This window comes from Paraburkholderia sp. SOS3 (assembly GCF_001922345.1).
Taxonomy (GTDB): Bacteria; Pseudomonadota; Gammaproteobacteria; order Burkholderiales; family Burkholderiaceae; genus Paraburkholderia.
Genome location: NZ_CP018812.1, coordinates 1,044,998 through 1,070,480 on the forward strand (window position 1 = coordinate 1,044,998; position 25,483 = coordinate 1,070,480).

The 25,483-nt window shown below is 63.1% G+C and carries 20 protein-coding genes and 1 tRNA gene; 17 read left to right on the forward strand and 4 right to left on the reverse strand.

Annotation, left to right across the window (positions count from 1 at the left end; translation table 11 throughout):
* Positions 1-2 precede the first annotated feature (2 nt).
* The 10 genes from BTO02_RS24685 (at position 3) to BTO02_RS24730 (ending at position 10,421) form a co-directional block, all read left to right on the forward strand.
* On the forward strand, positions 3-1,505 hold the full coding sequence (locus BTO02_RS24685; RefSeq protein WP_083615350.1) for an efflux transporter outer membrane subunit: 1,503 nt from the start codon (positions 3-5) through the stop codon (positions 1,503-1,505).
* A 117-nt stretch (positions 1,506-1,622) separates the two neighbouring features.
* On the forward strand, positions 1,623-2,807 hold the full coding sequence (locus BTO02_RS24690) for a thiolase family protein (RefSeq protein ID WP_075159812.1): 1,185 nt from the start codon (positions 1,623-1,625) through the stop codon (positions 2,805-2,807).
* Positions 2,808-2,968: 161 nt separating this feature from the next.
* A complete protein-coding gene (gene panE, locus BTO02_RS24695) occupies positions 2,969-3,907 on the forward strand; it encodes a 2-dehydropantoate 2-reductase (protein ID WP_075159813.1) in 939 nt (312 codons plus the stop codon).
* A 63-nt stretch (positions 3,908-3,970) separates the two neighbouring features.
* Positions 3,971-4,273, forward strand: a complete 303-nt coding sequence (locus BTO02_RS24700; RefSeq protein ID WP_075159814.1) for a hypothetical protein — start codon at positions 3,971-3,973, stop codon at positions 4,271-4,273.
* 90 nt (positions 4,274-4,363) lie between these two features.
* A complete protein-coding gene (locus BTO02_RS24705) occupies positions 4,364-4,786 on the forward strand; it encodes a hypothetical protein (protein WP_075159815.1) in 423 nt (140 codons plus the stop codon).
* A gap of 350 nt (positions 4,787-5,136) precedes the next feature.
* Complete coding sequence (locus BTO02_RS24710) at positions 5,137-5,583, forward strand: HU family DNA-binding protein (RefSeq protein ID WP_075159816.1); 447 nt, start codon at positions 5,137-5,139, stop codon at positions 5,581-5,583.
* A 577-nt stretch (positions 5,584-6,160) separates the two neighbouring features.
* Positions 6,161-7,570, forward strand: a complete 1,410-nt coding sequence (locus tag BTO02_RS24715; protein WP_075159817.1) for a circularly permuted type 2 ATP-grasp protein — start codon at positions 6,161-6,163, stop codon at positions 7,568-7,570.
* Between the two features lie 22 nt (positions 7,571-7,592).
* On the forward strand, positions 7,593-8,543 hold the full coding sequence (locus BTO02_RS24720) for an alpha-E domain-containing protein (protein ID WP_075159818.1): 951 nt from the start codon (positions 7,593-7,595) through the stop codon (positions 8,541-8,543).
* 24 nt (positions 8,544-8,567) lie between these two features.
* Positions 8,568-9,374, forward strand: coding sequence for a transglutaminase family protein (locus BTO02_RS24725; RefSeq protein ID WP_075159819.1), 807 nt, complete (start codon positions 8,568-8,570; stop codon positions 9,372-9,374).
* A gap of 141 nt (positions 9,375-9,515) precedes the next feature.
* Positions 9,516-10,421, forward strand: a complete 906-nt coding sequence (locus BTO02_RS24730; protein ID WP_075159820.1) for a proteasome-type protease — start codon at positions 9,516-9,518, stop codon at positions 10,419-10,421.
* Between the two features lie 135 nt (positions 10,422-10,556).
* Here the strand turns inward: BTO02_RS24730 and BTO02_RS24735 are convergent, their stop codons facing one another.
* The gene (locus BTO02_RS24735; protein WP_075159821.1) at positions 10,557-11,762 is read right to left on the reverse strand and encodes a porin; all 1,206 of its coding nucleotides are present in this window, start codon (positions 11,760-11,762) and stop codon (positions 10,557-10,559) included.
* A gap of 379 nt (positions 11,763-12,141) precedes the next feature.
* Positions 12,142-13,575: a YhjD/YihY/BrkB family envelope integrity protein gene (locus BTO02_RS24740; protein WP_075159822.1), complete on the reverse strand. Its 1,434-nt coding sequence runs from the start codon at positions 13,573-13,575 to the stop codon at positions 12,142-12,144.
* Positions 13,576-13,839: 264 nt separating this feature from the next.
* Between BTO02_RS24740 and fdnG the strand changes: the two genes are divergently transcribed.
* The 7 genes from fdnG (at position 13,840) to BTO02_RS24780 (ending at position 23,119) form a co-directional block, all read left to right on the forward strand.
* Positions 13,840-16,911: a formate dehydrogenase-N subunit alpha gene (gene fdnG / locus BTO02_RS24750; protein WP_156883975.1), complete on the forward strand. Its 3,072-nt coding sequence runs from the start codon at positions 13,840-13,842 to the stop codon at positions 16,909-16,911.
* Positions 16,912-16,919: 8 nt separating this feature from the next.
* Positions 16,920-17,882: a formate dehydrogenase subunit beta gene (gene fdxH, locus BTO02_RS24755; RefSeq protein WP_075159824.1), complete on the forward strand. Its 963-nt coding sequence runs from the start codon at positions 16,920-16,922 to the stop codon at positions 17,880-17,882.
* Complete coding sequence (locus tag BTO02_RS24760; RefSeq protein WP_075159825.1) at positions 17,879-18,505, forward strand: formate dehydrogenase subunit gamma; 627 nt, start codon at positions 17,879-17,881, stop codon at positions 18,503-18,505. Before fdxH ends, BTO02_RS24760 begins: the two co-directional genes overlap by 4 nt.
* Positions 18,506-18,662: 157 nt before the next feature.
* Complete coding sequence (fdhE, locus tag BTO02_RS24765) at positions 18,663-19,595, forward strand: formate dehydrogenase accessory protein FdhE (protein WP_075159826.1); 933 nt, start codon at positions 18,663-18,665, stop codon at positions 19,593-19,595.
* 13 nt (positions 19,596-19,608) lie between these two features.
* Positions 19,609-21,087 carry an L-seryl-tRNA(Sec) selenium transferase gene (selA, locus tag BTO02_RS24770; protein ID WP_075159827.1) on the forward strand — a complete coding sequence of 493 codons (1,479 nt, stop codon included), beginning with the start codon at positions 19,609-19,611 and terminating at the stop codon, positions 21,085-21,087.
* A complete protein-coding gene (selB, locus tag BTO02_RS24775; RefSeq protein ID WP_075159828.1) occupies positions 21,084-23,009 on the forward strand; it encodes a selenocysteine-specific translation elongation factor in 1,926 nt (641 codons plus the stop codon). Before selA ends, selB begins: the two co-directional genes overlap by 4 nt.
* A gap of 17 nt (positions 23,010-23,026) precedes the next feature.
* Positions 23,027-23,119, forward strand: a tRNA-Sec gene (locus BTO02_RS24780).
* A 79-nt stretch (positions 23,120-23,198) separates the two neighbouring features.
* Here the strand turns inward: BTO02_RS24780 and BTO02_RS24785 are convergent.
* Together BTO02_RS24785 and BTO02_RS24790 are read right to left on the reverse strand one after the other, a co-directional pair.
* Entirely contained in the window at positions 23,199-24,257 is a 1,059-nt protein-coding gene (locus tag BTO02_RS24785; protein ID WP_083615351.1) for a GntR family transcriptional regulator, read from the reverse strand.
* 18 nt (positions 24,258-24,275) lie between these two features.
* Complete coding sequence (locus BTO02_RS24790; RefSeq protein ID WP_075161351.1) at positions 24,276-25,454, reverse strand: ABC transporter substrate-binding protein; 1,179 nt, start codon at positions 25,452-25,454, stop codon at positions 24,276-24,278.
* Between the last annotated feature and the right edge of the window lie 29 nt (positions 25,455-25,483).

Genomic DNA, 25,483 nt, shown 5'->3' on the forward strand with positions numbered 1-25,483 from the left:
CCATGAAACCGATTCTGATGAAAGTGCTGGCTACCGCAGCGGTGCTGACGCTCGCGGCCTGCGCGGTTCAACCCGCGACGCACGCCGATTTGCCGGAAACCGTGAAGACGACTGCGCCGGCCGCCTGGAGCGTCGATGCGCCGCAAGATAACGTCGATGCGAACAGGTGGTGGACGCGATTCGGCGACCCTGTCATGCATGATCTCGTGCAGTCGGTGCTTAACGATAACCTCGATGTGAAAGCGGCTGTCGAGCGCGTGAAGCAGGCGCAGGACGACGTGAAGCAACGCCGTGCAGCGTTGCTGCCGGAACTCGATGCGACGGGAATCGCGTCGCATACGCGGCAGATTCTGCCGCCCCCGCTCGGTTACGTCGATGCGGCAGGTGCAGGGCTTTCGGCAAGCTGGCAGCCAGACGTATTCGGCGGCGAACGCCTTGCCGTGCTCGCGGCCAGGGCGCAGGTCTCGGGGCGCGAATCCGCGCTGAACGAATTGCGGCTCGCGCTTGCCGCAAACACCGCGGCCGCCTATATCAATCTGCGCTGGGCGCAATCGGAACTGCAGATTCTCAACGACAACGAGCAGATCCGCAGCCGCGCGCTGAAGCTCACGCAGGACCGGCTCCGCTATGGCCTTTCGACGCAGCTCGACGTCGCGCGCGCTCAGAACCAGTTGCAGGACCTGCAGGCGCGCATTCCGCGTGTTCAGTCGGAAATTCAGCATCAGCTGAGTCTGATTGCGGTGTTTTCGGGCCGCACGCCGGAAAGCGTCGGCCAGCTCGTCCTCACTGATGCGCGTGCGATTCCGATGCCGTCGCAGGGTGTGCCCGTAACGCTGCCGTCCGAGGCATTGCTGCGCCGTCCCGATGTGCAGACCGCGTATGCAAGAGTCGAGCAGCGTGCTGCGGAGGTCGGTTTGGCGCGATCCGAGCGTTACCCGAAGTTCGAGCTTAATCTGACGGATGGGTTGCTTGCCGCATCGTGGGTCGGTACGCCGACGCTGACCGATAACCTGTTTAGTGCCGCATTGAGTGCGACGAGCCCGATATTCAACGCGGGCCGTATCACCGCGAATATCGACGCAAGCGAAAGCCGGATGCGCGAATCGCAACTCGGGCTGCAGCAGACGATGCTCAACGCGCTGAAGGAAATCGAGGATACGCGCAGCGACCTCGTTAGCGGCGCAACGCAGGTCGACCGGCTGGGCGGCGCGCTCGACTCTTCGAACAAGGCATTGAAGCTGTCGACGCAACTGTATAAGAACGGCGCCTCGAGTTTTCTCGATGTGCTCGATGCGCAGCAGGCCTACCTCGTCGACGCGCAAGCGCTGAACGAAGCGAAGCGCACGCATGCACAGGCGGCCGTCGCGCTGTACCGGTCGCTCGGCGGAGGATGGAATGCGCCGGCAGCGGACAGCGCGACGGCAGCGAATGCGGGCGGGGCGGTTACGCAAACACCGGCTGCTGCGTCGATGGCAACCGCTTTGGCGGCCGTCGCCGCTAACTGATTGGCGGGCGAGCGGGCCTGCAAGCCGCTTCGACCGCCGCTTCATGAACATCATCGGCGCCTCGCGCGCGGCGCGAGCGAGGCTTCCACGTGTAGCACTTCCTTGTGAGGAGCAGCAATGACTACTCGAGAAATCGTGATCAGCAATCCCGTCAGAACCGCAATCGGCGCGTTTGGCGGCACGCTCAAGGACGTACCGGCCACCGACCTCGGCGCGCTCGTCGTGCGAGAAGCGGTGCGCCGCAGCGGCTTCGATGCGAGCAGGCTCGGCTCCGTCGTCATGGGTAACGTCGTGCAGGCCGGCAACAGGATGAACCCGGCGCGTCAGGCCGCGATTGCAGGCGGCGTGCCCGTGTCGGTGCCGTCGCAGACAGTGAATCGCGTATGCGGCTCGGGCGCACAGGCGGTCGTGTCGGCCGCGCACGAAATCTGGCTCGGTTTCGGCGAGGTCGCGGTGGCGGGCGGCATGGAGAACATGGACCGCGCGCCGTATCTGCTCGACAAGGGCCGCTGGGGTTATCGCATGGGTAATGCGCAGATCTACGACAGCGCATTGCACGACGGTCTCGTCGACGCGTTCTCGAGCGAGCATTCGGGCTGGCACACCGAAGATCTCGTTACGAAGCTTTCGATTACGCGTGAAGCGCAGGATCGCTGGGCCGCGCGTTCGCATCAGCGGTTCGCGGCCGCGCAAAAGCGCGGCGCGTTCGAAGCGGAACGCGTGGCAGTCGAAGTGCAGGGCCGCAAGGAAGCGATTCGCTTTACCGACGACGAGCAACTGCGTCCCGATACGACCGTCGAAACGCTGGCGAAGCTGCGCCCCGCGTTTCGCCGCGACGGCACGATCACGGCCGGCAATGCGCCGGGCCTGAATTCGGGCGCGGCGGCAATGCTGGTCGCCGAACGGGGTTACGCGGAAGCGAACGGCATCGAGCCGCATGCGCGGCTCGTCGCCTATGGCATCGGCGCAGTCGAGCCCGGCATGTTCGGCCTGGGCCCGGTGCCGGCGGTGCGTATGGCGGTTGAACGCGCGGACTGGAAGCTGACTGATGTCGAGCGCTTCGAGATCAACGAAGCGTTTGCCGCGGTGCCGCTCGCGATCATCCAGCAACTGGGTCTCGCCGAAGACGTGGTCAACGTCGAAGGCGGCGCGGTCGCGCATGGCCATCCGATCGGCGCGACAGGCGCAATTCTCACGACGCGTCTGATTCATTCGATGCGGCGCGACGGCCTCAAACGCGGCGTGGTCACGCTGTGCATCGGCGGCGGGCAGGGCATCGCGCTCGCGCTCGAAATGTTCTGACTCGTCAGCGTTTATCGGCGTATGCGGGCTGAAATGTCGCCCCGGGGCCGAGCGGCGGTCGAGGCGGCTCGCGGCGCGCGCCGCGTGCCGCACGCGTTCCGGGCTTCTCCCGCATACTTGCGTACGTTTTTATCCGGCACTCGACAATCGAAGGAACGAAGATGCGAATTCTCATAGTGGGCGCGGGTGCGCTAGGCGGTTATTTCGGCGCACGCCTGATCGAGGCGGGCCGCGACGTGACGTTTCTCGTGCGCGCCGGGCGTGCCGAGGAACTGAAGCGCTCGGGTCTCGTGGTCAAAAGCACGCATGGCAACGCAACGCTGCGCGACGTGCCCACGGTGCTCGCCGACGGCATCCGCGGACCGTACGATCTCGTGTTGCTGAGCTGCAAGGCCTACAACCTCGACGACGCCATCGAGTCGTTCGCGCCCGCGGTCGGCCCGTCGACGATGATCCTGCCCGTGCTCAACGGCATGAGCCATATCGATACGCTCAAGGCGAAATTCGGCGCCGCGAACGTGCTCGGCGGCATCGCGTTCATTGCTGCAACGCTGAATCGCAACCGCGAGATCGAGCACCTGAACGACTCGCACTCGATCGCCTACGGCGAGCTCGCGGGCGGCATGTCGGACCGCATCCGCGAAATCGAGCGCACGTTCGACGGCGCCAACTTCATTTCCCAGGCGGTCGACAACGTCGGCCAGCGGATGTGGGACAAATGGACGTTCCTCGCAACGCTTGCCGCAAGCACCTGCGTCACCCGCGCAGCGATCGGCGACATTCTGAAGACGCGGGACGGCAAGCAGCTGATCGAGGGCATCTACGGCGAGTGCCTTGGCATTGCGCAACACAACGGCTTTCCGGTCAGCGACGCCGTGCAGACGCGCGACCGCGGCGTCCTGCTCAAGGAAGGCTCGCCGCTGACCGCTTCGATGCTGCGCGACATCGAGAATCGCTCGAAGATCGAAGCCGACCATATCGTCGGCAATCTGATCGAACGGGGCGGCGAGGCGCAACGGGCCGCGTCGCCGCTATCGCTGCTGCGCGTCGCGTACACGCATCTGAAAGCCTATGAAGCGCGGGAAACGCGCGGCGGCTGAAACGTCAAATGCTTGAAGTAGAATCGACGGCACGATAAAAGGCCTTGTGACAGGAGGTGAATCATGCCGAGTCCCCAAGGATCGGTGGTGGCGATCAGTTCCGCTTCGGCAACGGTCTTTTCGATCGGCATGGCGTTTCTCGGCTACTGGGGGATCAACGAGCCAGGCGGCTGGACGCGCGCGGACCGGCTCATCGCGGCACTCGCGCTGATCGGATTCGCCTGCCTCGGAGTCGTGCCTTGGATGGCCACCGCGCCTGTCGCATCCGACACCCCCGACGCCAGAATGCGCATCGCGCGGCATCTGTTTATGGCCGGCGCTGCATTTATCTGGATCGCTATCGTCGTGGCGGTGGTGCTCATCTGAGAAGCGCTCGAGGCCGCAGCCCGTATCCGCGTCCGCCCGTTTCTGCATTCGTGTGCCGTAGTTAGCCCCGCCAGCCAGCCCTGCAATACGATGACAGACACATTGCGAACCGCCATCATCTACATCGCTTATCTGATCGATCCGCACGCCTACCCAACCGGTAGCGCACTGCCGCGCCTGATTTTCTACGTTGCTGCCGCGCAAGTCGCAGTGGCCGCGCTGCTATTCGTGAGGCGCGTGCGAAAAAGCGCATGCTTCGGCGTGCTCGCGTTGCTGAGCGCGGTGGTCGTGCCCATCGGTTTATGGCTTGCCGGCACGGGCGAAGCAAGCATATTGACGAGCGTGCCAGTGTGGATCTTCTGCGCGCTGCAACTGGTCGTCGCGCTCTATTGGCTCGCGACGCGGCACGCGCGGGCTCTCGCTCACGTTGCGTTATTTATCGTGCTTGCCATGCCTTGCGTGAGCTTTGTCGTTGCCTCGCATCTCGCCGACCCTTCCCATCGCACTTATTGAACGCCAGTCGGATCAGCTGAACCGGGCGGCGAAGTGAACCCGGCGAGCGGCCGGAGCCGAAGGTCTTCGGGCGTCCGAGCGTCGCGACGAGCGCCCCATTCAACGTGCATCCAGACAGACGCCCGATTCCAAAAGGTGGTGTACAGGTACCTACGAAATGCGACGGGATGACTTTTAACCCGTAAAACAAGCGTCAAAATGTGTCGCGTAGTCTGCGGCACGCAACAAAAGAACGTATCGACGCATAAAAGATTCGCGCGAAACGCCTTTGCGCTTGTAGAATCCCGCGTGAAGCGTACACATGTCGTGTACGCTTCGTGGCTCACTGACCAACAACAGGTAGGAGAAACATGCCGACTTCCGCAAAGAAGGTTGCCAAGAAGGCGACCACCGCAGCGACCAAGAAGGCCGCTGCGACGAAAGCTCCCGCAAAGAAAGCCGCGGCTAAGAAGGTCGCCGTGAAGGCGTCCGGCGCACCGTCGCCGATCAAGGACACCTTCACGAAGGCCTCGCTGGCCAATCACGTGGCTGAACGCGCGGGCGTTGAACCGAAGTCCACGAAGGCAGTACTGGCAGCGCTCGAAGACACGATCCTCGGCGCAGTTCACAAGAAGGGCGCCGGCGAATTCACGCTGTCGGGTCTTCTGAAGATCTCGGTGCAAGCCGTCCCGGCCAAGAAGAAGCGCTTCGGCAAGGACCCGTTCACGGGTGAAGAGCGCTGGTTCCCGGCAAAGCCGGCTTCGGTGCGTGTCAAGGCACGTGCGCTGAAGAAGCTGAAGGACGCAGCATCGGCCTAAGGATCGGCACGGCGTGGTTCGATCGTCGCCGTCTTCGGGCGATGACGATGGACACTACCGATGTCTGTCTTTGAATCCCCGCGAGGAACACTCGCGGGGATTTTTTTATTCCGCGGTCCTGGTAACCGCCGGACTGATCGGGCGGTGTTCGTGTAGACGGCTTTCTTTGACTGTCCGTTTTAACCGCCTGCTTGTTCCAACTGCTTTTAGCCTGCTACTTCCCGCCGGATTCCCTAACTCGGGTCGCCGCTGCATCGAACCGGTCCTGGTGCGCTGCATCGCGCACCTTGGTAGCGCATCGCCGCCCTGCGCGGTACGATCGAATCAAGTCATTTGCGGCCGCGCTCGACGCTCGGGCAACTTCTTCGGGCAGCTTCATGCGGTATTGCGCGTTCGCAGTGCGTAGCGGTGTGCATTTCGCTCGTCGCCATGGGTTTCATTCTGATGCCCGGGCCACGACCATTGCCCCTGCAGCGCACGGCCTGTCGGGTCAATGGCATAACGCTTGCTTGAGACAGCTGGACACCGAATGCGCAGCGCATTCGCCTTCTATCCGACAAAAAGAGCGGGGCGTGACATGCGATGCTATGACGAGATGCGTCATCACGACGAAGCCGTGCGGCCGCACTACACGCGCTTTGCGAACTGGCTCGAGCAACAGGGCAATGAAGCGATCGCGCGCAAACGCGCCGAGGCGGATCTGCTTTTCAGGCGCGTCGGCATTACGTTCGCTGTGAATGGCGACCTGTCCGGCACCGAGCGGCTCATTCCATTCGACCTGATTCCCCGCATCATTCCGCGCGATGAGTGGCGCACGCTCGAAGCCGGCTTGCGCCAGCGCGTGCAGGCGCTGAACCTCTTTATCCATGACGTCTATCACGAGCGCAATATCGTGCGCGCCGGCATCGTCCCCGCGGACCAGGTCTACACGAATGCGCAGTACCGGCCCGAGATGCAGGGCGTCGACGTGCCGCTCGACGTCTACGCGCATATCGCCGGCGTGGACGTGGTGCGTGCCGGGATGGACGGCGAGTTCTATGTGCTCGAGGACAACCTGCGCGTGCCGTCCGGTGTCTCGTACATGCTCGAGAACCGCAAGATGATGATGCGGCTCTTCCCCGAGCTGTTCGTGCAGAACCGTATCGCGCCGGTCGCGCATTATCCCGACCTGCTGCTCGACATGCTGCGCTCGGTCGCGCCGGCGGGCGTCGACGATCCAGTCGTCGTCGTGCTGACGCCGGGCATGTACAACTCGGCATACTTCGAGCACACGTTTCTCGCGCAGCAGATGGGTGTCGAGCTCGTCGAAGGCAAGGATCTGTTCGTCGACGACAACTACGTATTCATGCGCACCACGCAAGGACCGCGGCGCGTCGACGTGATCTACCGCCGCGTCGACGACGATTTTCTCGATCCGCTCGCGTTCCGCCCGGATTCGGCGCTCGGCGTGCCCGGGCTTCTCACAGCGTATCGCGCCGGCCGCGTCGCCTTGGCGAATGCGATGGGCACCGGCATCGCCGACGACAAGTCGATCTATCCGTACGTGCCGCAGATGATCGAGTTCTACCTTGGCGAGAAGCCGATTCTCAACAACGTGCCGACCTACCAGTGCCGCAAGCCGGACGATCTCGCCTATACGCTCGCCCATCTGCCCGAACTCGTCGTGAAGGAGGTGCACGGTGCGGGCGGCTACGGCATGCTCGTCGGCCCGGCCGCGACCGCGGCTGAAATCGAAGCATTTCGCGCGCGCCTCCTCGCGCGGCCGGCCGGCTACATCGCGCAGCCGACACTCGCGCTGTCCGCGTGTCCGACGTTCGTCGAAGCCGGCATCGCGCCGCGCCATATCGACCTGCGTCCGTTCGTGCTGTCCGGCAAGACTGTGACGATGGTGGCGGGCGGCCTCACGCGCGTCGCGCTGCAGCAGGGGTCGCTCGTCGTCAATTCGTCGCAGGGCGGCGGGACGAAAGATACGTGGATGGTCGACTGAACAACAATAAAGGAAGGTCATCATGCTGAGCCGCACTGCCGACCACCTGTTCTGGATGGCGCGCTACATGGAGCGCGCCGAGAACACCGCGCGCATGCTCGATATCAACCTGAAGGCACAGTTGCTGCCGCAGACGTCCGAACAGGACGCCCGCACGCAGCGCGCGGTGCTGCGCATTTCCGAGCTCGAAAGCGCCTTTTCGCAGCGTTACGCCGAACCGGCGCGCGAGCATGTGGTCGACTTCATGGTGGCCGATGCGGCCAACCCGTCGAGCATCCACTCGTGTCTGCAGGCTGCGCGCGAGAACGCGCGCGCCGTGCGCGGCACGCTGACGACCGAATGGTGGGAAACGATCAACGACACATGGCTCGAGTTCAACGAACGCATTGCGGCGGGCCAGTTGGCCGCCAATCCGGCCGCGCTCTTCGAGTGGGTGAAGTTCCGTTCGCATCTGTCGCGCGGCGTGACGATCGGCACTGCGTTGCAGGATGACGCGTTTTTCTTCACACAGCTCGGCACGTTTCTCGAGCGCGCGGACAATACCGCGCGGATTCTCGACGTGCGTTTCGCCGACGCGGCGCCCAATTCGCGCGACGCCGCGCGCCAGCTCGAAGACTTCTATTACTGGACGTCGATCCTGAGTTCGGTGTCGGCGCTCGAGATTTACCGCAAGGTCTATCGCGATGTCGTGACGCCGGCGCGCGTCGTCGAACTGATGATCCTGAACTCGCAGATGCCGCGTTCGCTGCTCGCGTCGCTTGACGGCGTCTGCGCGAATCTCGCGATGCTGCGCACCGAAGGCTCGAATACGTGCGAGCGGTTCGCGGGCAAGCTTCGTGCTGAGCTGTTATATGCCGATATCCGGCAGATTTTCGAAGCGGGGCTGCATGCGTGGCTCACGCAGTTCCTCGCGCGCGTGTTCGAGCTCGGCAATCTCGTCGCTCGCACCTATTTACTGCTGCCGGTGGCCTGAAGAAAGCCCGTACGGAGTGCCCTTATGTTTCTGACGATCCGCCATGAAACGGTCTATCGCTACGATGCGACGGTCCACTATTCGATCCAGCAACTGCGGCTGACCCCATTGAGCGGTTCGTCGCAGACCGTGCGACGCTGGTTTCTCGACGCACCCGGCAAGCTCGATTCGGCGTTCGACGCGTACGGCAACGCGCTGCACACGCTCGTCATGAACCGTCCGCACGACGAGATTCGTGTGCATGTGTCGGGCGAAGTCGAAACGATACCGCTTTTCGACGGCTGTCTGAACGAAGACGCCGGTCCGATTCCGCTTGAACACTTCACGTGCGCGACGCGTTTGACCGACGCCGATCCGGCGATCAGCGAACTCGCGCACGCCGCGCCGCCGCTCGACACGCCGGCCGCGCTGATTACGCTTGCCGAGCGGATCGTCGAACGCGTGCCGTTCCAGTCGGGCATCACCGAGGTGACGAGCACGGCGGCGCAGGCGCTCGCGCTTGGCCGCGGCGTCTGCCAGGACCATACGCATCTGATGCTTGCCTGCTGTCGCGCGCGCAACGTGCCGGCGCGCTACGTGAGCGGCTATATCGAGCCCGGCGAAGTCGACGATGCCGCGAGCCACGCATGGGTCGACGTCTGGCTGACGGGCGTCGGCTGGGTGTCGGTCGACGTCACGCATGCGGCGTTTGCTTCGGACGTGTATTGCCGGCTTGCCGTCGCGCGTGACTACGAAGCGGCGTCGCCTGTGCGCGGGCGACGCATCGGCGGCCACGGCGAACGGCTCGACGTGTCGGTTGCCGTCAGCGCGTTCGAGCAGTCGCCGCAATAGCAGCGATAGCGGCGATAGCATCAATCGCATCAGTCGCACGGATACGACGATCGCGACGGTCGTGGCCGGCGCGCATGGCGCCGATGGCGTTGATGGCGCTTACAATAACGGCGTCGTCCGTTTTGCCTCCAGGAATTTGCCATGACGTATTGCGTCGCACTGAGCGTCGATGAAGGAATCGTGTTTCTGTCGGACACGCGAACCAACGCCGGCGTCGACCATATCAGCACGGCGCGCAAGATGTCCGTGTTCGAGCACCCGGGCGAACGCGTGCTCGTGTTGCTCGGCGCCGGCAACCTGTCGCTCACGCAGGCGGTGCTGCGCGAATTGTCCGAACCGTCCGACCCGCTCGAACCGACGCTGTGGACCGTATCGACGATGGCCGATGCAGCGGCCGTGGTCGGCCGCGCGGTACGCAACGTGCATCAGCGGGATTCACAGGCGTTGCAGCAGTTCGGCGTCGAATTCAATTGCAGTTTCATTCTCGGCGGCCAGATCGCGCAGGCTGATGCCGGCAACGCCGACGAACATGCTCCCCGTACCGTGCCGCGGCCGCGCCTTTTCATGATCTATTCGGCCGGCAATTTCATCGAAGCATCGAGTGTGAATCCGTATTTTCAGATCGGCGAATCGAAATACGGCAAACCGATTATCGATCGTGTGCTCGTGCCGCAGACGCCGCTCGACGAAGCGGCCAAGTGCGCGCTGATTTCGATGGATTCGACCTTGCGCTCGAATCTGTCGGTGGGTTTGCCGCTCGATCTGCTTGTCTACGAGAAGGATGCACTGCGCGTCACGCGTTTCGTGACGGTCACGCAGGATAACGCCTACTACCAGATGATTCACCGCACATGGGGCGACCGGTTGCGGCAGGTGTTCGCCGAAATCCCGGACCCGGACTGGCGGGATACGGCGGTCATTCCGCACGCCGATATCGAAAGCGAGAGCCTGCTGGTTCACGCACCTTCGGCCGTTGCTCACGATGCGCTCGACGTGCGGCCCGCTCAAACGCTGGCCCAGTCCGACAAGCCGAAAACACCGCGCTGAACGACCCCTGGCGGCCGAACATCGAACAACCGCACACAACAACGCACACAAGAAAAAAGCCAGCCTCGGCTTGCACCTTCGGCTGGCTTCGAACTGCAGCGTAGAGCTTCACGCTGCGCAGTTTTGTTGTTGCTTTTAGAACTTGTGACGGATACCGATGCTGACCATTTCCTGCGTGTTCGAGCCAGCCTGGAAGCCGTACGAACCGATCGAAGCCTTCGCGTCGGTCGTCGTCGCCGCGTCGACGCGTTGCGTGCCGCTCGCGTGCTGGTATGCGCCCATCAGGTAGACGTCGGTACGCTTCGACAGCGAGTAGTCGGCACCGGCCGAAACCTGGTGGTAGTTCGACGACGTATCGCCCGCACCGTGCGTCCAGGTGTAGCCGAGGCCCAGCAGCAGGGCCGGCGACAGCTGGTAGCCCGCGTAAGCGCCTGCGACGTGGTACTTCTCCTGATTGCTGAACGCCGAGAATGCGTCCGGCTTGTACTGTGCGAAGCTGTAACGCGCATTGAACGTGAACGGACCGACCACGTACTGGGCAGCCGCCGACGTGATGCTGATCGACTTCGCCGATGCGTAGGCGCTGTTGATCGTCGAGCCGTCGAACGTAGCGTCCGACGTTGCGCCCGTGCTCCAGCCCGGCGCCGTGCCGAGCGGGTTGGCAGCCGTCGGCAGTGCGCCGCCGCGAGCGGCGAAGCCATTCGCGTTGTCCATGCGGAAGTAGCCCGCGGCAACGTTAAGCGGACCCATGCCGTACGTTGCGGCACCGCCCCACGACTGGCCCGAACCGGTCGTGCCGGCCACGCCGCCGAACGCGTACATGCCTTCGAACTGGAAGCCGCCCCAGACCGGCGACACATACTTGAACGAGTTGTTCGTACGCGAACTGTTGTCGTTGTTGTCGACGTCGCCCGGCGTGGCGAACATGCTGCCCCAGAAGTTGTCGGCCGTGATCGGCTGGATCATGTCGACGAGCGGGTCGTACTGACGACCCACCGTCAGCGTGCCGTACTGGTCCTGCGTCAGACCGACGTACGCCTGACGGCCGAACAGGCGACCGCCCTGGCCGGCCTTGCCGTTGTTCGGATCGAAGCCGCTTTCCAGCTGGAAGATCGCCTTGAGGCCGCCGCCGAGGTCTTCGGTACCTTTCAGACCCCAACGATTACCTTGGATGTTTCCTGACTGCAGGTGATAGAGGTTGTCATTCGCCGGGTTCGCGTGGTGTACCCACTGGAACGCATCGTCGAGGACGCCATACAAGGTCACGCTGCTCTGGGCGTGCGCCGCGCTGGTAGCACCGAGCAGAGCCAGCGAGAGGGTAGACAGTGCGATTCGTTTCATCCAAATCTCCACGCAGATGATTGTTTAGTTGTTGCGAAACGGAGAATAACGCAGGGGGTCCATGCACAAGAAACGAAAAAAATAAAGGTGTATCGAAAATGTGACAGGTAGGCGAAACCCTTGTCTCACAAGCCTAAACGTGATTATTGCAATAAAAGCAATGTTCTATCGTCCATCCAGCATTATTGTTGATTTGGTGTGATATATCGTCCTGGAATTGTGTAAGTGGCTGTTTGTCGATGGCTTTTTGTAATGTAGTTGTCTGTGCGGAATCGTTGGTTCAGGCGCGGAGTAAACCTGCTAACGGTCCGCTTTCAGTGCGAGCGGATGGACAAGCCGTGCGGAAATGTGGTCCGGCGCGGGGGCGGCCGTGGCTGATCTAGCGGTTGCCGCCGTTGCGGCCGGCCACTGCGGCGACGATGATCGCCGTGCCCGCCGCGACCAGCACCGAGCTCCACGGGTGTCGTCGCACGTAGCGGTCGGCCGCCGCCGCGGTGCGTCCCGCCTGGACGAGCGTCACGGCCGCGGCCTGGGTCGCGCGCGTTTCGGCGTGCACGACCGAGCGGCACACGCGGACGGCTTTGCCGATTGCGCCGGGCTTATCGCCGGGAGTCTGTTCGATGCCGCTGCCCGTAACGGGTGCCGCGGCGATTGCTCTCGTGGATGTCGCTGTGAAGGCTCCGGCCGTTCCGGTCGCGGTTCCCGCGGCAGATTCAGCGGCGGTTCGAGCGTATCCATCCACGCTCGCGGCTTTCGTCGCAGCCGGCGCTTGCGCCGCGTTCAGCGTTTCCGGCGCTGCTTGCGCGCGATCCTGCGATTTGCCGCGCAGCGCCGCGCTGCGGCGCGTGGCATCGACGCCGGCTGTCGGCGCGGCGAGTACCGATGCGATCATCGCGCGACTGCCCGGCGGCGTCGCGTGCAGAAATGCCCATGCGCCGCGCGGGTCGTGAAGCCGGCCGCGTGCCGCGGCGAACTCCGCGCCGAGCAGCAGCACGAGTGCCGAGAAGTACAGCCACATCAGCAGCACCGCAAGGGAACCTGCCGCGCCGAACGAATTGGCCGTTCCCGCGTGCGCGAGATACAGCGCAAACAGCTTCTTGCCCGCCGAGAACAGCACAGCCGCGACAAAGCCGCCGACCAGCGAATCGCGCCAGCGCACGGGCGCATCGGGGAGAAACTTCAGCAATCCCGCAAAGGCCAGCGACAGCACGAGCAGCCCCACGGCCAGTTGCAGCAGGTTGCCGATCACGACATAGGGTGAATCGCCCCACAGCCAGTTGCCGACAAACGTAATGCCCGCATCGAGCACGAGCGACACGATGAGCAGGAAGGCGACGCCGAGCACGAGGCTGAACGAAATCAGACGCACACGCACGAGCGCGATGACGCTCGACGCACGCGGGCCGGTCGAGGGCCACACGATATTGAGCGCGCTATTGAGCGACGAAAATGTTGCGGATGCACCGATCGCAAGCAACACGAACGAAATGATCGCAGCGGTGCCGCCTGCGCCGCCGCTGCGATGCGCGTTCTGCACGATGGTCGTGATCGCGGCTGCGGCGTCGTTGCCGAGCACGGTATGCACCTGGCGGTAGAGCTCGCCGCGCGCGGCTTCGCCGCCGAGAAACCAGCCCGCCACCGCGATCACCATGACGAGGGTCGGCGCGAGCGAGAAAGCTGCGTAGAAGGCGATGCTCGCGGCCAGTGCCGGACACCGGTTTTCGATGAACTGCCGCAATGCGCCGACGGCCCATGACGCCTGCAACCGGGCGGCTTTTTCGATCTTTTGCGCGGAAAGAGATTCGAGTTCCATGGCGATTCTTCCTGTCCGGGGATGACACGGGAACTGCTCGGCGACTCAGGAGACCGTCGACTGACGGCGCGCTGCCCACTGCGCCGGTAGCGGTGCAATCCGTATGCCTGTTGTTGCGGTGCGGGACTCGCTCGGGTTAGCCGGGGTTCGCCGGGTTCGCTGTCTGCCAGCTTAACCGCGTTTTCCCGCATATTTGCCGAAGCTGACAGGCCGTGATAACGACTTATACTTTTTATTACCCCACCACCGAACGCGAGGGCTTCCATGCTACAGATGTCCCGGCGTCAGTTCCTGAAGGTGAGTGCAACCACACTCGCGGGGTCGAGCCTGGCTTTGCTCGGCTACTCGCCCGACGTTGCGCTTGCCGAAGTGCGGCAATACAAACTGTCGCGTACCACGGAAACCCGCAACACATGTCCTTATTGCTCGGTCGGCTGCGGCATTCTGATGTACGGTCTCGGCGACGGTGCGAAGAACGCGACCGCAAGCATCATTCATATCGAAGGCGACCCCGACCATCCGGTCAATCGCGGCACGCTGTGCCCGAAGGGGGCGAGCCTGATCGACTTCATTCATAGCGAGAGCCGGTTACTCGTACCCGAGTACAGGCCGCCCGGCGGCAAGGACTGGCAACCGATCTCGTGGAACGACGCGCTCGAGCGCATCGCGAAGCTGATGAAGGACGATCGCGATGCGAATTTCATCGAGACCACCGCGGACGGCAAAAAGGTCAACCGCTGGCTCACCACCGGCATGCTGGCCGCGTCGGCGAGCAGCAACGAGGTCGGCTATCTGACGCACAAGGTGATCCGCGCGACCGGGATGCTCGCATTCGATAACCAGGCGCGTGTCTGACACGGCCCGACGGTGGCAGGTCTTGCCCCGACGTTTGGCCGCGGCGCGATGACGAACCATTGGGTCGACATCAAGAATGCCGACGTGATTCTGGTGATGGGCGGCGACTCGGCCGAGGCGCACCCGTGCGGTTTCAAATGGGTCACCGAGGCGAAAGCGCATCGCCGCGCGAAGCTGATCGTCGTCGATCCGCGTTTTAACCGCACTGCATCGGTCGCGGATTTTTACGCGCCGATCCGGACCGGCACGGATATCGCGTTCCTCGGCGGCGTGATCAATTACCTGTTGGCGAACGACAAGATCCAGCACGAATACGTGAAGAACTATACGGACTTCACGTTCCTCGTGCGCGAAGATTTCGCGTTCGACGACGGCATTTATTCAGGTTACGACGCGCAGAACCACAAATACGCGGACAAGACCTCGTGGAATTACGAACTCGGCGACGACGGCTTCGTGAAAATCGACGAGACACTGCAGAATCCCCGTTGCGTGTACAACCTGATGAAACAGCACTATTCGCGCTACACGCCCGAGATGGTCGAAAAGGTATGCGGCACGCCGAAGGACAAGTTCCTCAAGGTTTGCGAAATGCTCGCGACCACCGCGACGCCGAACCGTGCCGGCACGATTCTCTATGCGCTCGGCTGGACGCAGCACTCGATCGGCTCGCAGATGATCCGCTGCGGCGCGATGGTGCAATTGCTGCTGGGCAACATCGGCATTGCGGGCGGTGGCATGAATGCGTTGCGCGGCCACTCGAATATTCAGGGCCTAACCGACCTCGGTCTGATGTCGAATCTGCTGACCGGCTATATGACCCTGCCGAACGAGGGCGAACAGGATTTCGAGGGATATATCAAGAAACGCGCGGCGCAACCGTTGCGGCCCAACCAGTTGAGCTACTGGAAGAACTACCGCGCGTTCTTCGTCAGCATGATGAAGTCGTGGTACGGCGACGCGGCAAGCGCCGACAATAACTGGGGCTATGACTATCTGCCGAAGCTCGACAAACCGTACGACATGCTGCAGATCTACGAGCTGATGGCACAAGGCAAGGTGAACGGCTATCTCGCGCAGGGCTTCAACCCGCTTGCATCGGCGCCGAACAAGGCGAAGATGACTGCGGCGTTCTCGAAGCTCAAATGGCTCGTGATCATGGATCCGCTTGCCACCGAGACGTCCGAGTTCTGGAAGAACTACGGCGAATATAACAACGTTGATTCATCGCAAATCCAGACCGAGGTGTTCCGCCTGCCTACCACCTGCTTTGCCGAGGAACGCGGCTCGCTCGTCAGTTCGTCACGCGTGCTGCAATGGCACTGGCAGGGCGCGCAGGGGCCGGGCGAAGCAAAGAGCGATCTTGAGATCATGTCGGGCATTTTCCTGCGGATGCGCGCCGCTTATCAGAAAAACGGCGGCAAGTATCCCGATCCGCTGCTGAAGATCAACTGGCCGTATGCGCACCCCGACAGCCCGACGCCGGAAGAGATCGCGATGGAGTTCAGCGGCAAGGCGCTCGCGGATGTGACCGATCCGAACGATCCGTCGAAGGTGCTGGCCAAGGCCGGCGACCAGCTATCGAGCTTTGCGCAACTGCGGGACGACGGCACGACAGCGAGCGGCTGCTGGATTTTCTGCGGCTCGTGGACGCAGGCCGGCAACCAGATGGGCAGGCGCGACAATTCGGATCCGACCGGCATCGGCCAGACGCTCGGTTGGGCATGGGCGTGGCCCGTGAATCGCCGTGTGCTGTACAACCGCGCCTCGTGCGATCTGAACGGCAAACCGTTCGACCCGTCGCGCAGGCTTATTTCGTGGAACGGCAAGGCGTGGACCGGCGCCGATATTCCCGACTTCAAGGCGGACGAGAATCCGGACGCCGGCATGGGTCCGTTCATCATGAACCCGGAGGGCGTCGCACGTTTCTTCGCGCGCGATGCGATGAACGAAGGACCGTTCCCCGAGCACTACGAGCCGTTTGAAACGCCGCTCGGCTACAACCCGTTTCACCCGCACAATCCGCTTGCGACGAATAACCCCGGTGCGCGGGTATTCCCTGACGATCGCGCGGCATTCGGCAAAGCGTCGGCGTTCCCGCATGTGGCGACCACCTATCGCATCACTGAGCATTTCCACTTCTGGACCAAGCACGCGCGCCTCAACGCGATTACTCAGCCGCAGCAGTTTGTCGAGATCGGCGAAGACCTCGCCAACGAGCTCGGTGTCGTGGCGGGCGATCGCGTGCGGGTGTCGAGCAACCGCGGCTATATCGTCGCGGTAGCGGTCGTGACGAAGCGGATCAAGCCGTTGACGGTCGACGGCAAGAAGATCCAGACCGTCGGCATTCCGCTGCACTGGGGGTTCAAAGGCCTGACCAAGCCCGGCTATCTGACGAACACGCTGACGCCATTCGTCGGCGACGGTAATACCCAGACGCCGGAGTTCAAGTCGTTCCTCGTGAAAGTCGAGAAGGCATAGGGGGCGCCATGGCACTGCAATCACTCGATATCAGACGCCAGTCGGCTACCACCGTGCAGCCGACGTCGGTGCGCGAACCGGCTACCGGCAGCGTCGCGAAGCTGATCGACGTTACGAAGTGCATCGGCTGCAAGGCGTGTCAGACCGCATGTATGGAATGGAACGACTTACGCGATGAAATCGGCATCAACACGGGCGTCTACGACAATCCGCGCGACCTCACCGAACATTCGTGGACGGTGATGCGCTTTGCCGAATACGAAAATCCGAACGGCAATCTCGAATGGCTGATCCGCAAGGACGGCTGCATGCATTGCGAGGATCCAGGTTGTTTGAAAGCGTGTCCGTCGCCGGGCGCGATCGTGCAGTACACGAACGGCATCGTCGATTTTCATCAGGAGAACTGCATCGGCTGCGGTTATTGCATTGCCGGGTGTCCGTTCAATATTCCGCGAATCTCGAAGGCGGATCATCGCGTCTACAAATGCACGCTCTGTTCGGATCGCGTCGCGGTAGGCCAGGAGCCCGCTTGCGTGAAAACGTGCCCGACCGGTGCGATCGTGTTCGGCACCAAGGTCGACATGATCGCGCATGCGCAGGAACGCATCGTCGACCTCAAGGAGCGCGGCTTCGAGCATGCGGGCTTGTACGACCCGGCTGGCGTAAGCGGTACGCATGTGATGTATGTGCTGCACCATGCGGACCAGCCGTCGCTGTATCACGGTTTGCCCGACAACCCGGCGATCAGCCCGATGGTGCGCGTCTGGAAGGGCATTGCCAAGCCGCTTGCGCTGGCAGGCATCGCGCTGACCGCGCTTGCTGGCTTTTTCCACTACACGCGCGTCGGTCCCAACGAAGTGAGCGAAGACGACGAAGTCGCGGCACGCGACGAGGCCCGCAGAATTCGCGAGCGGCGCAGCGCGCAAACCGTCGACAGGCCGGAAGGCAAAACCGAGGAGCCGACGAAATGAAAGAACACGATCCGAACCTGATCGTGCGCTATACGGCGAACGAGCGCACGAATCACTGGATTACCGCCATAACGTTCGTGCTGCTCGCGCTATCCGGTCTCGCGATGTTTCATCCGGCCATGTTCTGGCTGTCCGCGCTGTTCGGAGGCGGCCAGTGGACGCGCATTCTGCATCCGTTCGTCGGGCTCGTGATGTTCGTGTCGTTCCTGATTCTCGCGCTGCGATTCTGGCGTCACAACTATCTCGACGACAACGACTGGCAATGGATACGTCAAATGGACGACGTAATCGCCAATCGCGAGGAAAAACTGCCGGAAGTCGGGCGCTACAACGCCGGGCAGAAGCTGCTGTTCTTCGTGATGGTGGCGTGCGTCGTACTGCTGCTGCTGAGCGGCATCGTGATCTGGCGCGCGTATTTTTCGTTTTATTTTCCGATCGGATTCGTCAGGGCGGCGGCGCTCGTGCATGCGATCGCGGCGTTCGTGCTGATCGTCGGCATCATCGTGCATATCTATGCGGCGCTATGGGTCAAGGGCTCGGTCGGCGCGATGGTGCGCGGCACGGTCACGCTCGGTTGGGCCAGAAAACATCATCCGCGCTGGTTCCGCGAGAGCGTCAAATAGCATGCGCCGACGCTTGCCTGCATGCGTGTGGGCGGCGATTCGCGCAGGCCGCGGGTTTTGCGCTTGCCGATCGGCGAAACCGACGCCAGAATCGGAAATGGCATGCACGCGTTAGCGTGTGCCAATCCCCACATGACGCGCAACCGGAGCCACGCAATTGGTGCAGCGCATACTCGAGCCGGGGCAGATCGAATCGCTCGATCCGTCCGCCATCCCGCGCATCCGTCTGCCCGAACGGGCATCGTTCTTTTCCACCCGCGCGGCGCGCCTGCGCACGCTGGCGAACGGTAATCCGATCGGCGGCTATTTGCGGCTGATGGCGTCGCTTGCCGATGCGCAACAACAGGTGCTCGCAAAGTTCGAGGCGGCGATGCCGGACGCCGACGCAATTGCGCGGGCACAGCAATCCTCGATGCCTCTCTTGCCGGCGGTTACGCCGCAACGCGACCCCGCATGGCGCGACGTGTTGCAGCGCGTGCTCGATCGCATCGAGGCCGCGGGCGCGGTGTCGCCCGTGCTCGGCAAAGTGCTCGACGGGCTGCGTCTGGCGAGCGCCGCGCAGCTCGATGCGCAAGCGGATGCGATTGCGTCGCAGCGCTTCAACGAAGTCGATCGGGCTACCGCGCCGTTCATCGTGGCTGCGCTGCAGGTCGTATGGTGTGATCTCGCGAGCCGGCTCGACATGCGCGACATTCCTTATCTCGACACGCCGGGCGCGTGCCCGGTCTGCGGTGCGCAACCGGTTGCAAGCGTCGTTCGCATCGGCGGTCCGTACCAGGGTTATCGCTATCTGCAATGCGGATTGTGCGGCACCGAAACGCATATGGTTCGCGTGAAATGCTCGCATTGCGATTCGACGAAAGGCATTGCGTACCACGGCGTCGAAGGCGGCAACGAGGCGTGGAAAGCCGAATCGTGCGACGAATGCCATACGTACCGGAAGATTGGATACCTCGAAAAGGATGTCGATATCGAGCCGCTTGCGGATGATCTCGCGAGCCTCACGCTCGATCTGTTGATGAACGAAGCGGGTTATCGGCGCAGTGCGCCGAACCCGCTGCTGTGGCCTGAAGCAACCTCGGACCGTTAAGCGGGAGGCACGCGTGAGCGATGCGGCGACGAGTGAGCGGCGGCGCGCGCAACTGGCGCGCTTGCCTGCAGTCGAGCGGGTGATGTCGGCGCACGCGGTGCAGTCGTTGAGCGACGCATATGGGCGCACGCAGGTCCTCGATGCAGTGCGTGCGGCGCTCGATACGTTGCGGGCCGAGTTGCTTGCGCAAGCGTCGGCGAACACCGATGCAACGGCTGCGACGGATGCGAACCAATTCGACGGCACCGGTGTTTCGTGCGAGGAACGAATCGTCGCGCACGCGAGCCGCATGCTCGAAGCACGCGCGCGCAGCCGTCTGCGCGCCGTATTCAATTTCACTGGCACGGTTCTGCATACGAATCTCGGACGCGCCTTGTTGCCCGATGAAGCAGTGCGCGTGGTCGTCGGCGCGCTGACGCGGCCCGCCAATCTCGAATTCGATCTCGCTACCGGTGCGCGCGGCGACCGCGACGATCTGATCGACGATCTGATCTGCGAACTGACAGGCGCCGAAGCGGCAACCGTCGTCAACAACAACGCGGCCGCTGTTTTGCTGACCCTGTCGGCGCTTGCACCGAAGCAGGAAGTGGTTGTCTCGCGCGGCGAACTCGTCGAAATAGGCGGCTCGTTTCGAATTCCCGACATCATGTCGCGTGCCGGCGCGCGGCTGCGCGAAGTCGGGACGACCAACCGTACGCATGCAAAAGATTACGAAGAGGCGATTAACGCGCGCACCGCGTTGCTGATGAAAGTGCATTGCAGCAACTATGCAATCAGCGGTTTTACGAAGAGCGTCGATATCGGCGAACTTGCGCACATTGCCCATCGTCACGCGCTGCCCGTTGTGTACGATCTCGGAAGCGGAACGCTGATCGATCTCGCGCAATGGGGCCTGCCTGTCGAGCCGACCGTACGCGGCACGATCGACGCGGGCGCCGATCTCGTCACGTTCAGCGGCGACAAGCTGCTCGGCGGTCCGCAGGCGGGTTTGATCGTCGGGCGCGAAGCATTGATTCGCAAGATCAAAAAGCATCCGCTAAAGCGCGCGCTGCGCGTGGGCAAGCTTACGCTGGCGGCGCTCGAACCGGTGCTGCAGTTGTATCGTGCGCCCGAATTGCTCGCACAAAGGCTGACGACGTTGCGTCTTCTGACGCGTTCCGCGTCCGATATACACGCGGCGGCGCTGCGGGTGCAGCCCGCTTTGCAGCTCGCGCTCGGCGAACGTTACGCAGCCGCGGTCGAGCCGATGTTCAGCCAGATCGGCAGCGGCGCATTGCCGGTCGATCAGTTGCCGAGCTATGGAATTGCCATGCGCGTTGCCGGCGCCAAGCGCGGCGGGCGCGCGCTGATGCAGCTGGAAAAGGCGTTGCGCGAATTGCCGCGCCCGGTGCTCGGCCGCATCGCCGACGATACCTTGCGTCTCGATCTGCGTTGCCTCGAGGCTGCGGACGAGGCAACGTTTATCGCGCAATGCGCGGAGCTGCGCCTATGATCGTCGGCACCGCGGGTCATATCGACCACGGCAAAACGACGCTCGTGCGTGCGCTGACTGGCGTCGACACCGACCGCCTGAAAGAAGAGAAAGCGCGCGGCATTTCGATCGAACTCGGCTACGCGTATACACCGCTCGCCAACGGCGAGGTGCTTGGCGTGATCGACGTGCCGGGTCACGAAAAGCTTGTGCATACGATGGCGGCGGGTGCATGCGGCATCGACGTTGCGTTGCTCGTGATTGCGGCCGACGACGGCGTGATGCCGCAAACGCGCGAGCATCTGGCGATTCTGGAATTGCTAGGCGTGACACGAGGCGCCGTCGTGTTGACGAAGGTCGATCGCGTCGATGCGGCACGGCTTGCACAAGTGCGCGATGAGATCGGCGTGTGGCTTACATCGACCGGATTTGCTGCGGCGCCGGTTTTCGAAACGAATGCGACTGTTGACGGCGATGCCGGTGTTGGCGAACTCAAGGGCTGGCTTCGCGATGTTGCGGCGCCTGTTCTGCGCGAGCGTCGCGATGATGCGCTATTCCGTCTGGCAATCGATCGCGTGTTTACGCTTGCCGGCCACGGAACGATCGTGACGGGAACGGTTTTCGCGGGGCGTGTGACGGCGGGAGAAACGTTGATGCTTGCTCCGGCGCTCAGGCCGGTTCGCGTGCGCAGCATCCATGCGCAGAATCGCGCGGCGGACAGCGCTTACGCGGGACAACGTTGCGCGCTCAACCTTGCCGGTATCGACAAGGATGCGATTGGGCGCGGCGACTGGATTGTCGATGCGGGCCTGGCAACGCCATCGGAGCGGCTCGATGTCGAGTTGACGCTGCTCGAAGAGGCGGGCGTTACCTTGCAACACTGGACGCCGTTGCACGTTCATCTCGGCACGACACATCGTGTCGCGCATGTCGCTTTGCTCGATGGCGATACGCTGACGGCCGGCGAAAAGGCGCGTGCGCAACTCGTGTTCGATACGCCGCTTTGCGCGCTGCCCGGCGATCGTTTTATTGTGCGCAACGCGCAGGCGACGCGCACGGTCGGCGGCGGGCGTGTGCTCGATCCGTTCGGTCCCGCACGCAAGCGTAGAACCGCCGAACGACGCGCCTCGCTCGATGCCTTGCAGATTTGGCTGGACGAGCGGCGCATCGAGGCGCTGCTCGATCACGCGCCACGGGGAATGCAGCGCTCGACGCTCGTGTGTTTGACGGGGGTGCCGCACAACGCGCTGCAGTTGCCGCGTGACGTGATCGACATTGCGCTACACGGTAAAGCGGCTGATGACGGGTTCCTCGTGCTGAGGCGTCACTGGGACGCAATGAGCGAGCGGGTCACCAGCGCATTGCAGACCTTTCACGCGCGGTTTCCGGATGAGCAAGGGCCGGATTCGGCGCGTCTGCGGCGCATCGCAGCGCCGTTGCTAGCCGATGCGCTGTGGCGGGCGTTAATCGATGCGCTTGTTTCCGAAGGCCTTGTTTCGAGGAGCGGGCCATGGCTGCATCTGCCCGAGCATTCGGTGTCGCTCGACAAACAGGAGGAAGCGCTTAGGCTAGTGCTGTTGCCTTTAATCATGGAAGGGCGCTTCGATCCGCCCTGGGTGCGGGAGCTGGCTGCAACCGTGCATCGAGATGAAGACGACGTACGTGCGCTGTTGCGCAAGCTTGCGCGGCAGGGCGACGTGTATCAGGTGGTACGCGATCTTTTTTACCATCGCGATGCGATGCGCGAACTTGCGCGCGTCGTTGCGCAACTGGCGGCGGAGCATGGCGGGGCGCTTTCAGCAGCGGCGTTTCGCGATGGAACGGGGCTTGGACGTAAACGGGCGATTCAGGTGTTGGAGTTTTTCGACCGTGTCGGGTATACGCGATTTCAGCGCGATGTTCATTTATTGCGTGTGGACAGCAGATTAAGCGAGACGTTGTAGGGCGACGGGTTGTCAACGGAAGGCATACGCATCGGGTGGTGCGGCCGGGCTTCAAACCCGGTAGGGGGTGTCAGACACTCTCTGGCAGGTTCGACTCCTGCTGCCTTCCGCCGTTTGACGAACTGACGATGCCTCCGGCAACAACCACCACCACTGCGCTTCACCCAGATGAATTCACTTTCATACGCACTACGCGATTCGCTGCATATAAGGCGGCAATTCAGGTTCCGGCAACACCGCCATCACTTTCAGACGTTGCAGCGTGCGCTTTTGCCCGGCGCGCAGATGCTCCGCGAGTAACTGCACGGCAGCAGGCACGTCGCCGCGCGACAGCTGCTCGAGCACCGCACGGTGCTCGAGCAGCATGCCGCGATCCGGATGCAACCCGAAGGCTTCATAAAACGCGTGATTGACCGTCAACGGCAAATGCGCGCGGCCGATCGTTTCGAGCAGTTTGCGGTTCGGCGCGTAGTGCAGGAAATCGGCATGCAACGTCATCTCGAGCCGATACAGCGCGGCGGCATGGACGGAATCGGGATCGGCAATCGCCTGATCGAGCTCCGCGAGCGCCGCCCGTATGTGCTCGGCCGGCACCGCGCGCGCCGCGGCACTTAACGCGGCGGGTTCGAGCAGCACGCGCAGTTCATAGTCTTCGGCGACTGCACGCGCCGTCAATGGCCCGCACAGCCAGTGCGAATACGCGGACTTCTCGACCAGCCCGAGATCGCGCAAACGGCTCAACGCTTCGCGCACCGTGCCGCGGCTTACGCCGAAGCTCTGCGCCGCATGGCTTTCGTCGATGCGGAAATGACCGAACACGATGCCGAGCGAAATGGCCGCTTCGAGCTGCTCGTAAATGCGCTCGCTGTGCGAGCGCGTATCGAGCGGCTGCGGCGGCTCGGCAAACCCGAGTGCAGCCTCGGATAAAGGCATACGCACCGGCGCCGCTGCGCTACCGTCGGGCCGCGCCGCAAGATAGCCGCGCCCGTCGAAGGTATGAAGCAGGCCGCCCGCGTGCAGCATCTCGAAAGCCTTGCGCACTGGTTCGCGGCTGGTGCCGAAGATACGTGCCACCGGTCCCTCGAGCAGCACGAGACCCGGCGTGATGCGCCCGTGGGCAATCGCGCTTTTCAGCTGATCGTGAATCAGCCGGTAGCGCAACCGCGCATCGCTGCCGGCGAGACTCTGCTGCGCGCGGCCGGCCGCCGCGGCTTTGGCTACAGGTGTGGCGCTTGCGCGTCTTGTCATCGTCTTGGCACGGTGCGCTCAGGACCGCATGAATTCGGTCCAGCGGCGCACCAGGTAGTTATGCTCGTCCATCACCGAATTCCACACCGCAATCCGGCTCATGCGCGACGTGTAGCTGCCGCCGTCGCGTTGCTGCCCAACGTGCACCAGATGCTTGCGTGTGGGTCCCGGCAATTCCGCCGAAGCGGGCGCACCATCGTACCAGTACGCCCATTCTCCGTCGCTGAGGAAACCACGGGTGCGCTCCGGGTTCGCGATGTAATATCCCTGCCGCGCCATCGTCGCGCCGGCCCAGCCGTCCGTCCACCAGTTCAGATATGCGTATGCCGCATCCAGTACGCGGCCATGCGCGAGCCGCGAGATCGACATGCCGCCGAACCATGCGCGATAGCCTTCCTTCGGGCAGGCCAGCCGGAAACGCAAGCCCGCGCGCTCCAGTTCGACGGTCGCCGGCGACCAGATGCTCTGAATGACCACGCGCTGCGCGATGGCCAGTTGCGCAGCATCGGCGAAACTCGACCAGAAGCCGGCGAAATGGCCGCGTCGTTTGAATTCGATCAACGTGCTGATCAGCGCGTCGATTTCCTCGATGCTCAGGTTGCCGATGTTGGCGAAGCTCATCAAACCACTGGCCTGCACGGCGAGCGCCGCATCGATCGCGCCGATCGCCGGGTCCGCCTGCAATGCGACACGGCCGGCCAGTTGCGGTGCGAGCAGCCATGCCCAGCTTTCTTCGCCGGCCAGCAGCGTGTCGGGCAATTCGTCGGGCAGATAGACGAAGCTATCGGCGTTATGCGTGAGCGGCAGCATGCTGATCGATCCGCTCGGCGCGCTACCCAGCGAACCATCTGGCTGCACATACAGGCGCTCTGCCGGCACGCTGCCTGCGCTCACGCCGGCGCCGCCGTCGATATGGCCGGTGCGCGGCAGTGCGTTGATCTCGTCCCAGCGCGCGATCCGCCGCAGCTCGATCGGCTGCAGCGCGCGCGCCGGCCACAGGCAATCGATGCTGTGAATCCACTGGTCGTAGAGGTCGTAGCGCTCGGGCCGCATCACGCCGTCGCGCTGCACGTCGGAGCCGTCCGCGACGATAAAGCGCAAGCGGATGCCCAGATCGTGCTCGGCCTGCTTGCGGATGTGCTCCTGCAAGGTGACCGAGGTGCCGAGAACGCGCAATTCGATCTTCGAGCGATGCACGGCGGGCGCCTGCGGCCCGCTTGCAGGGC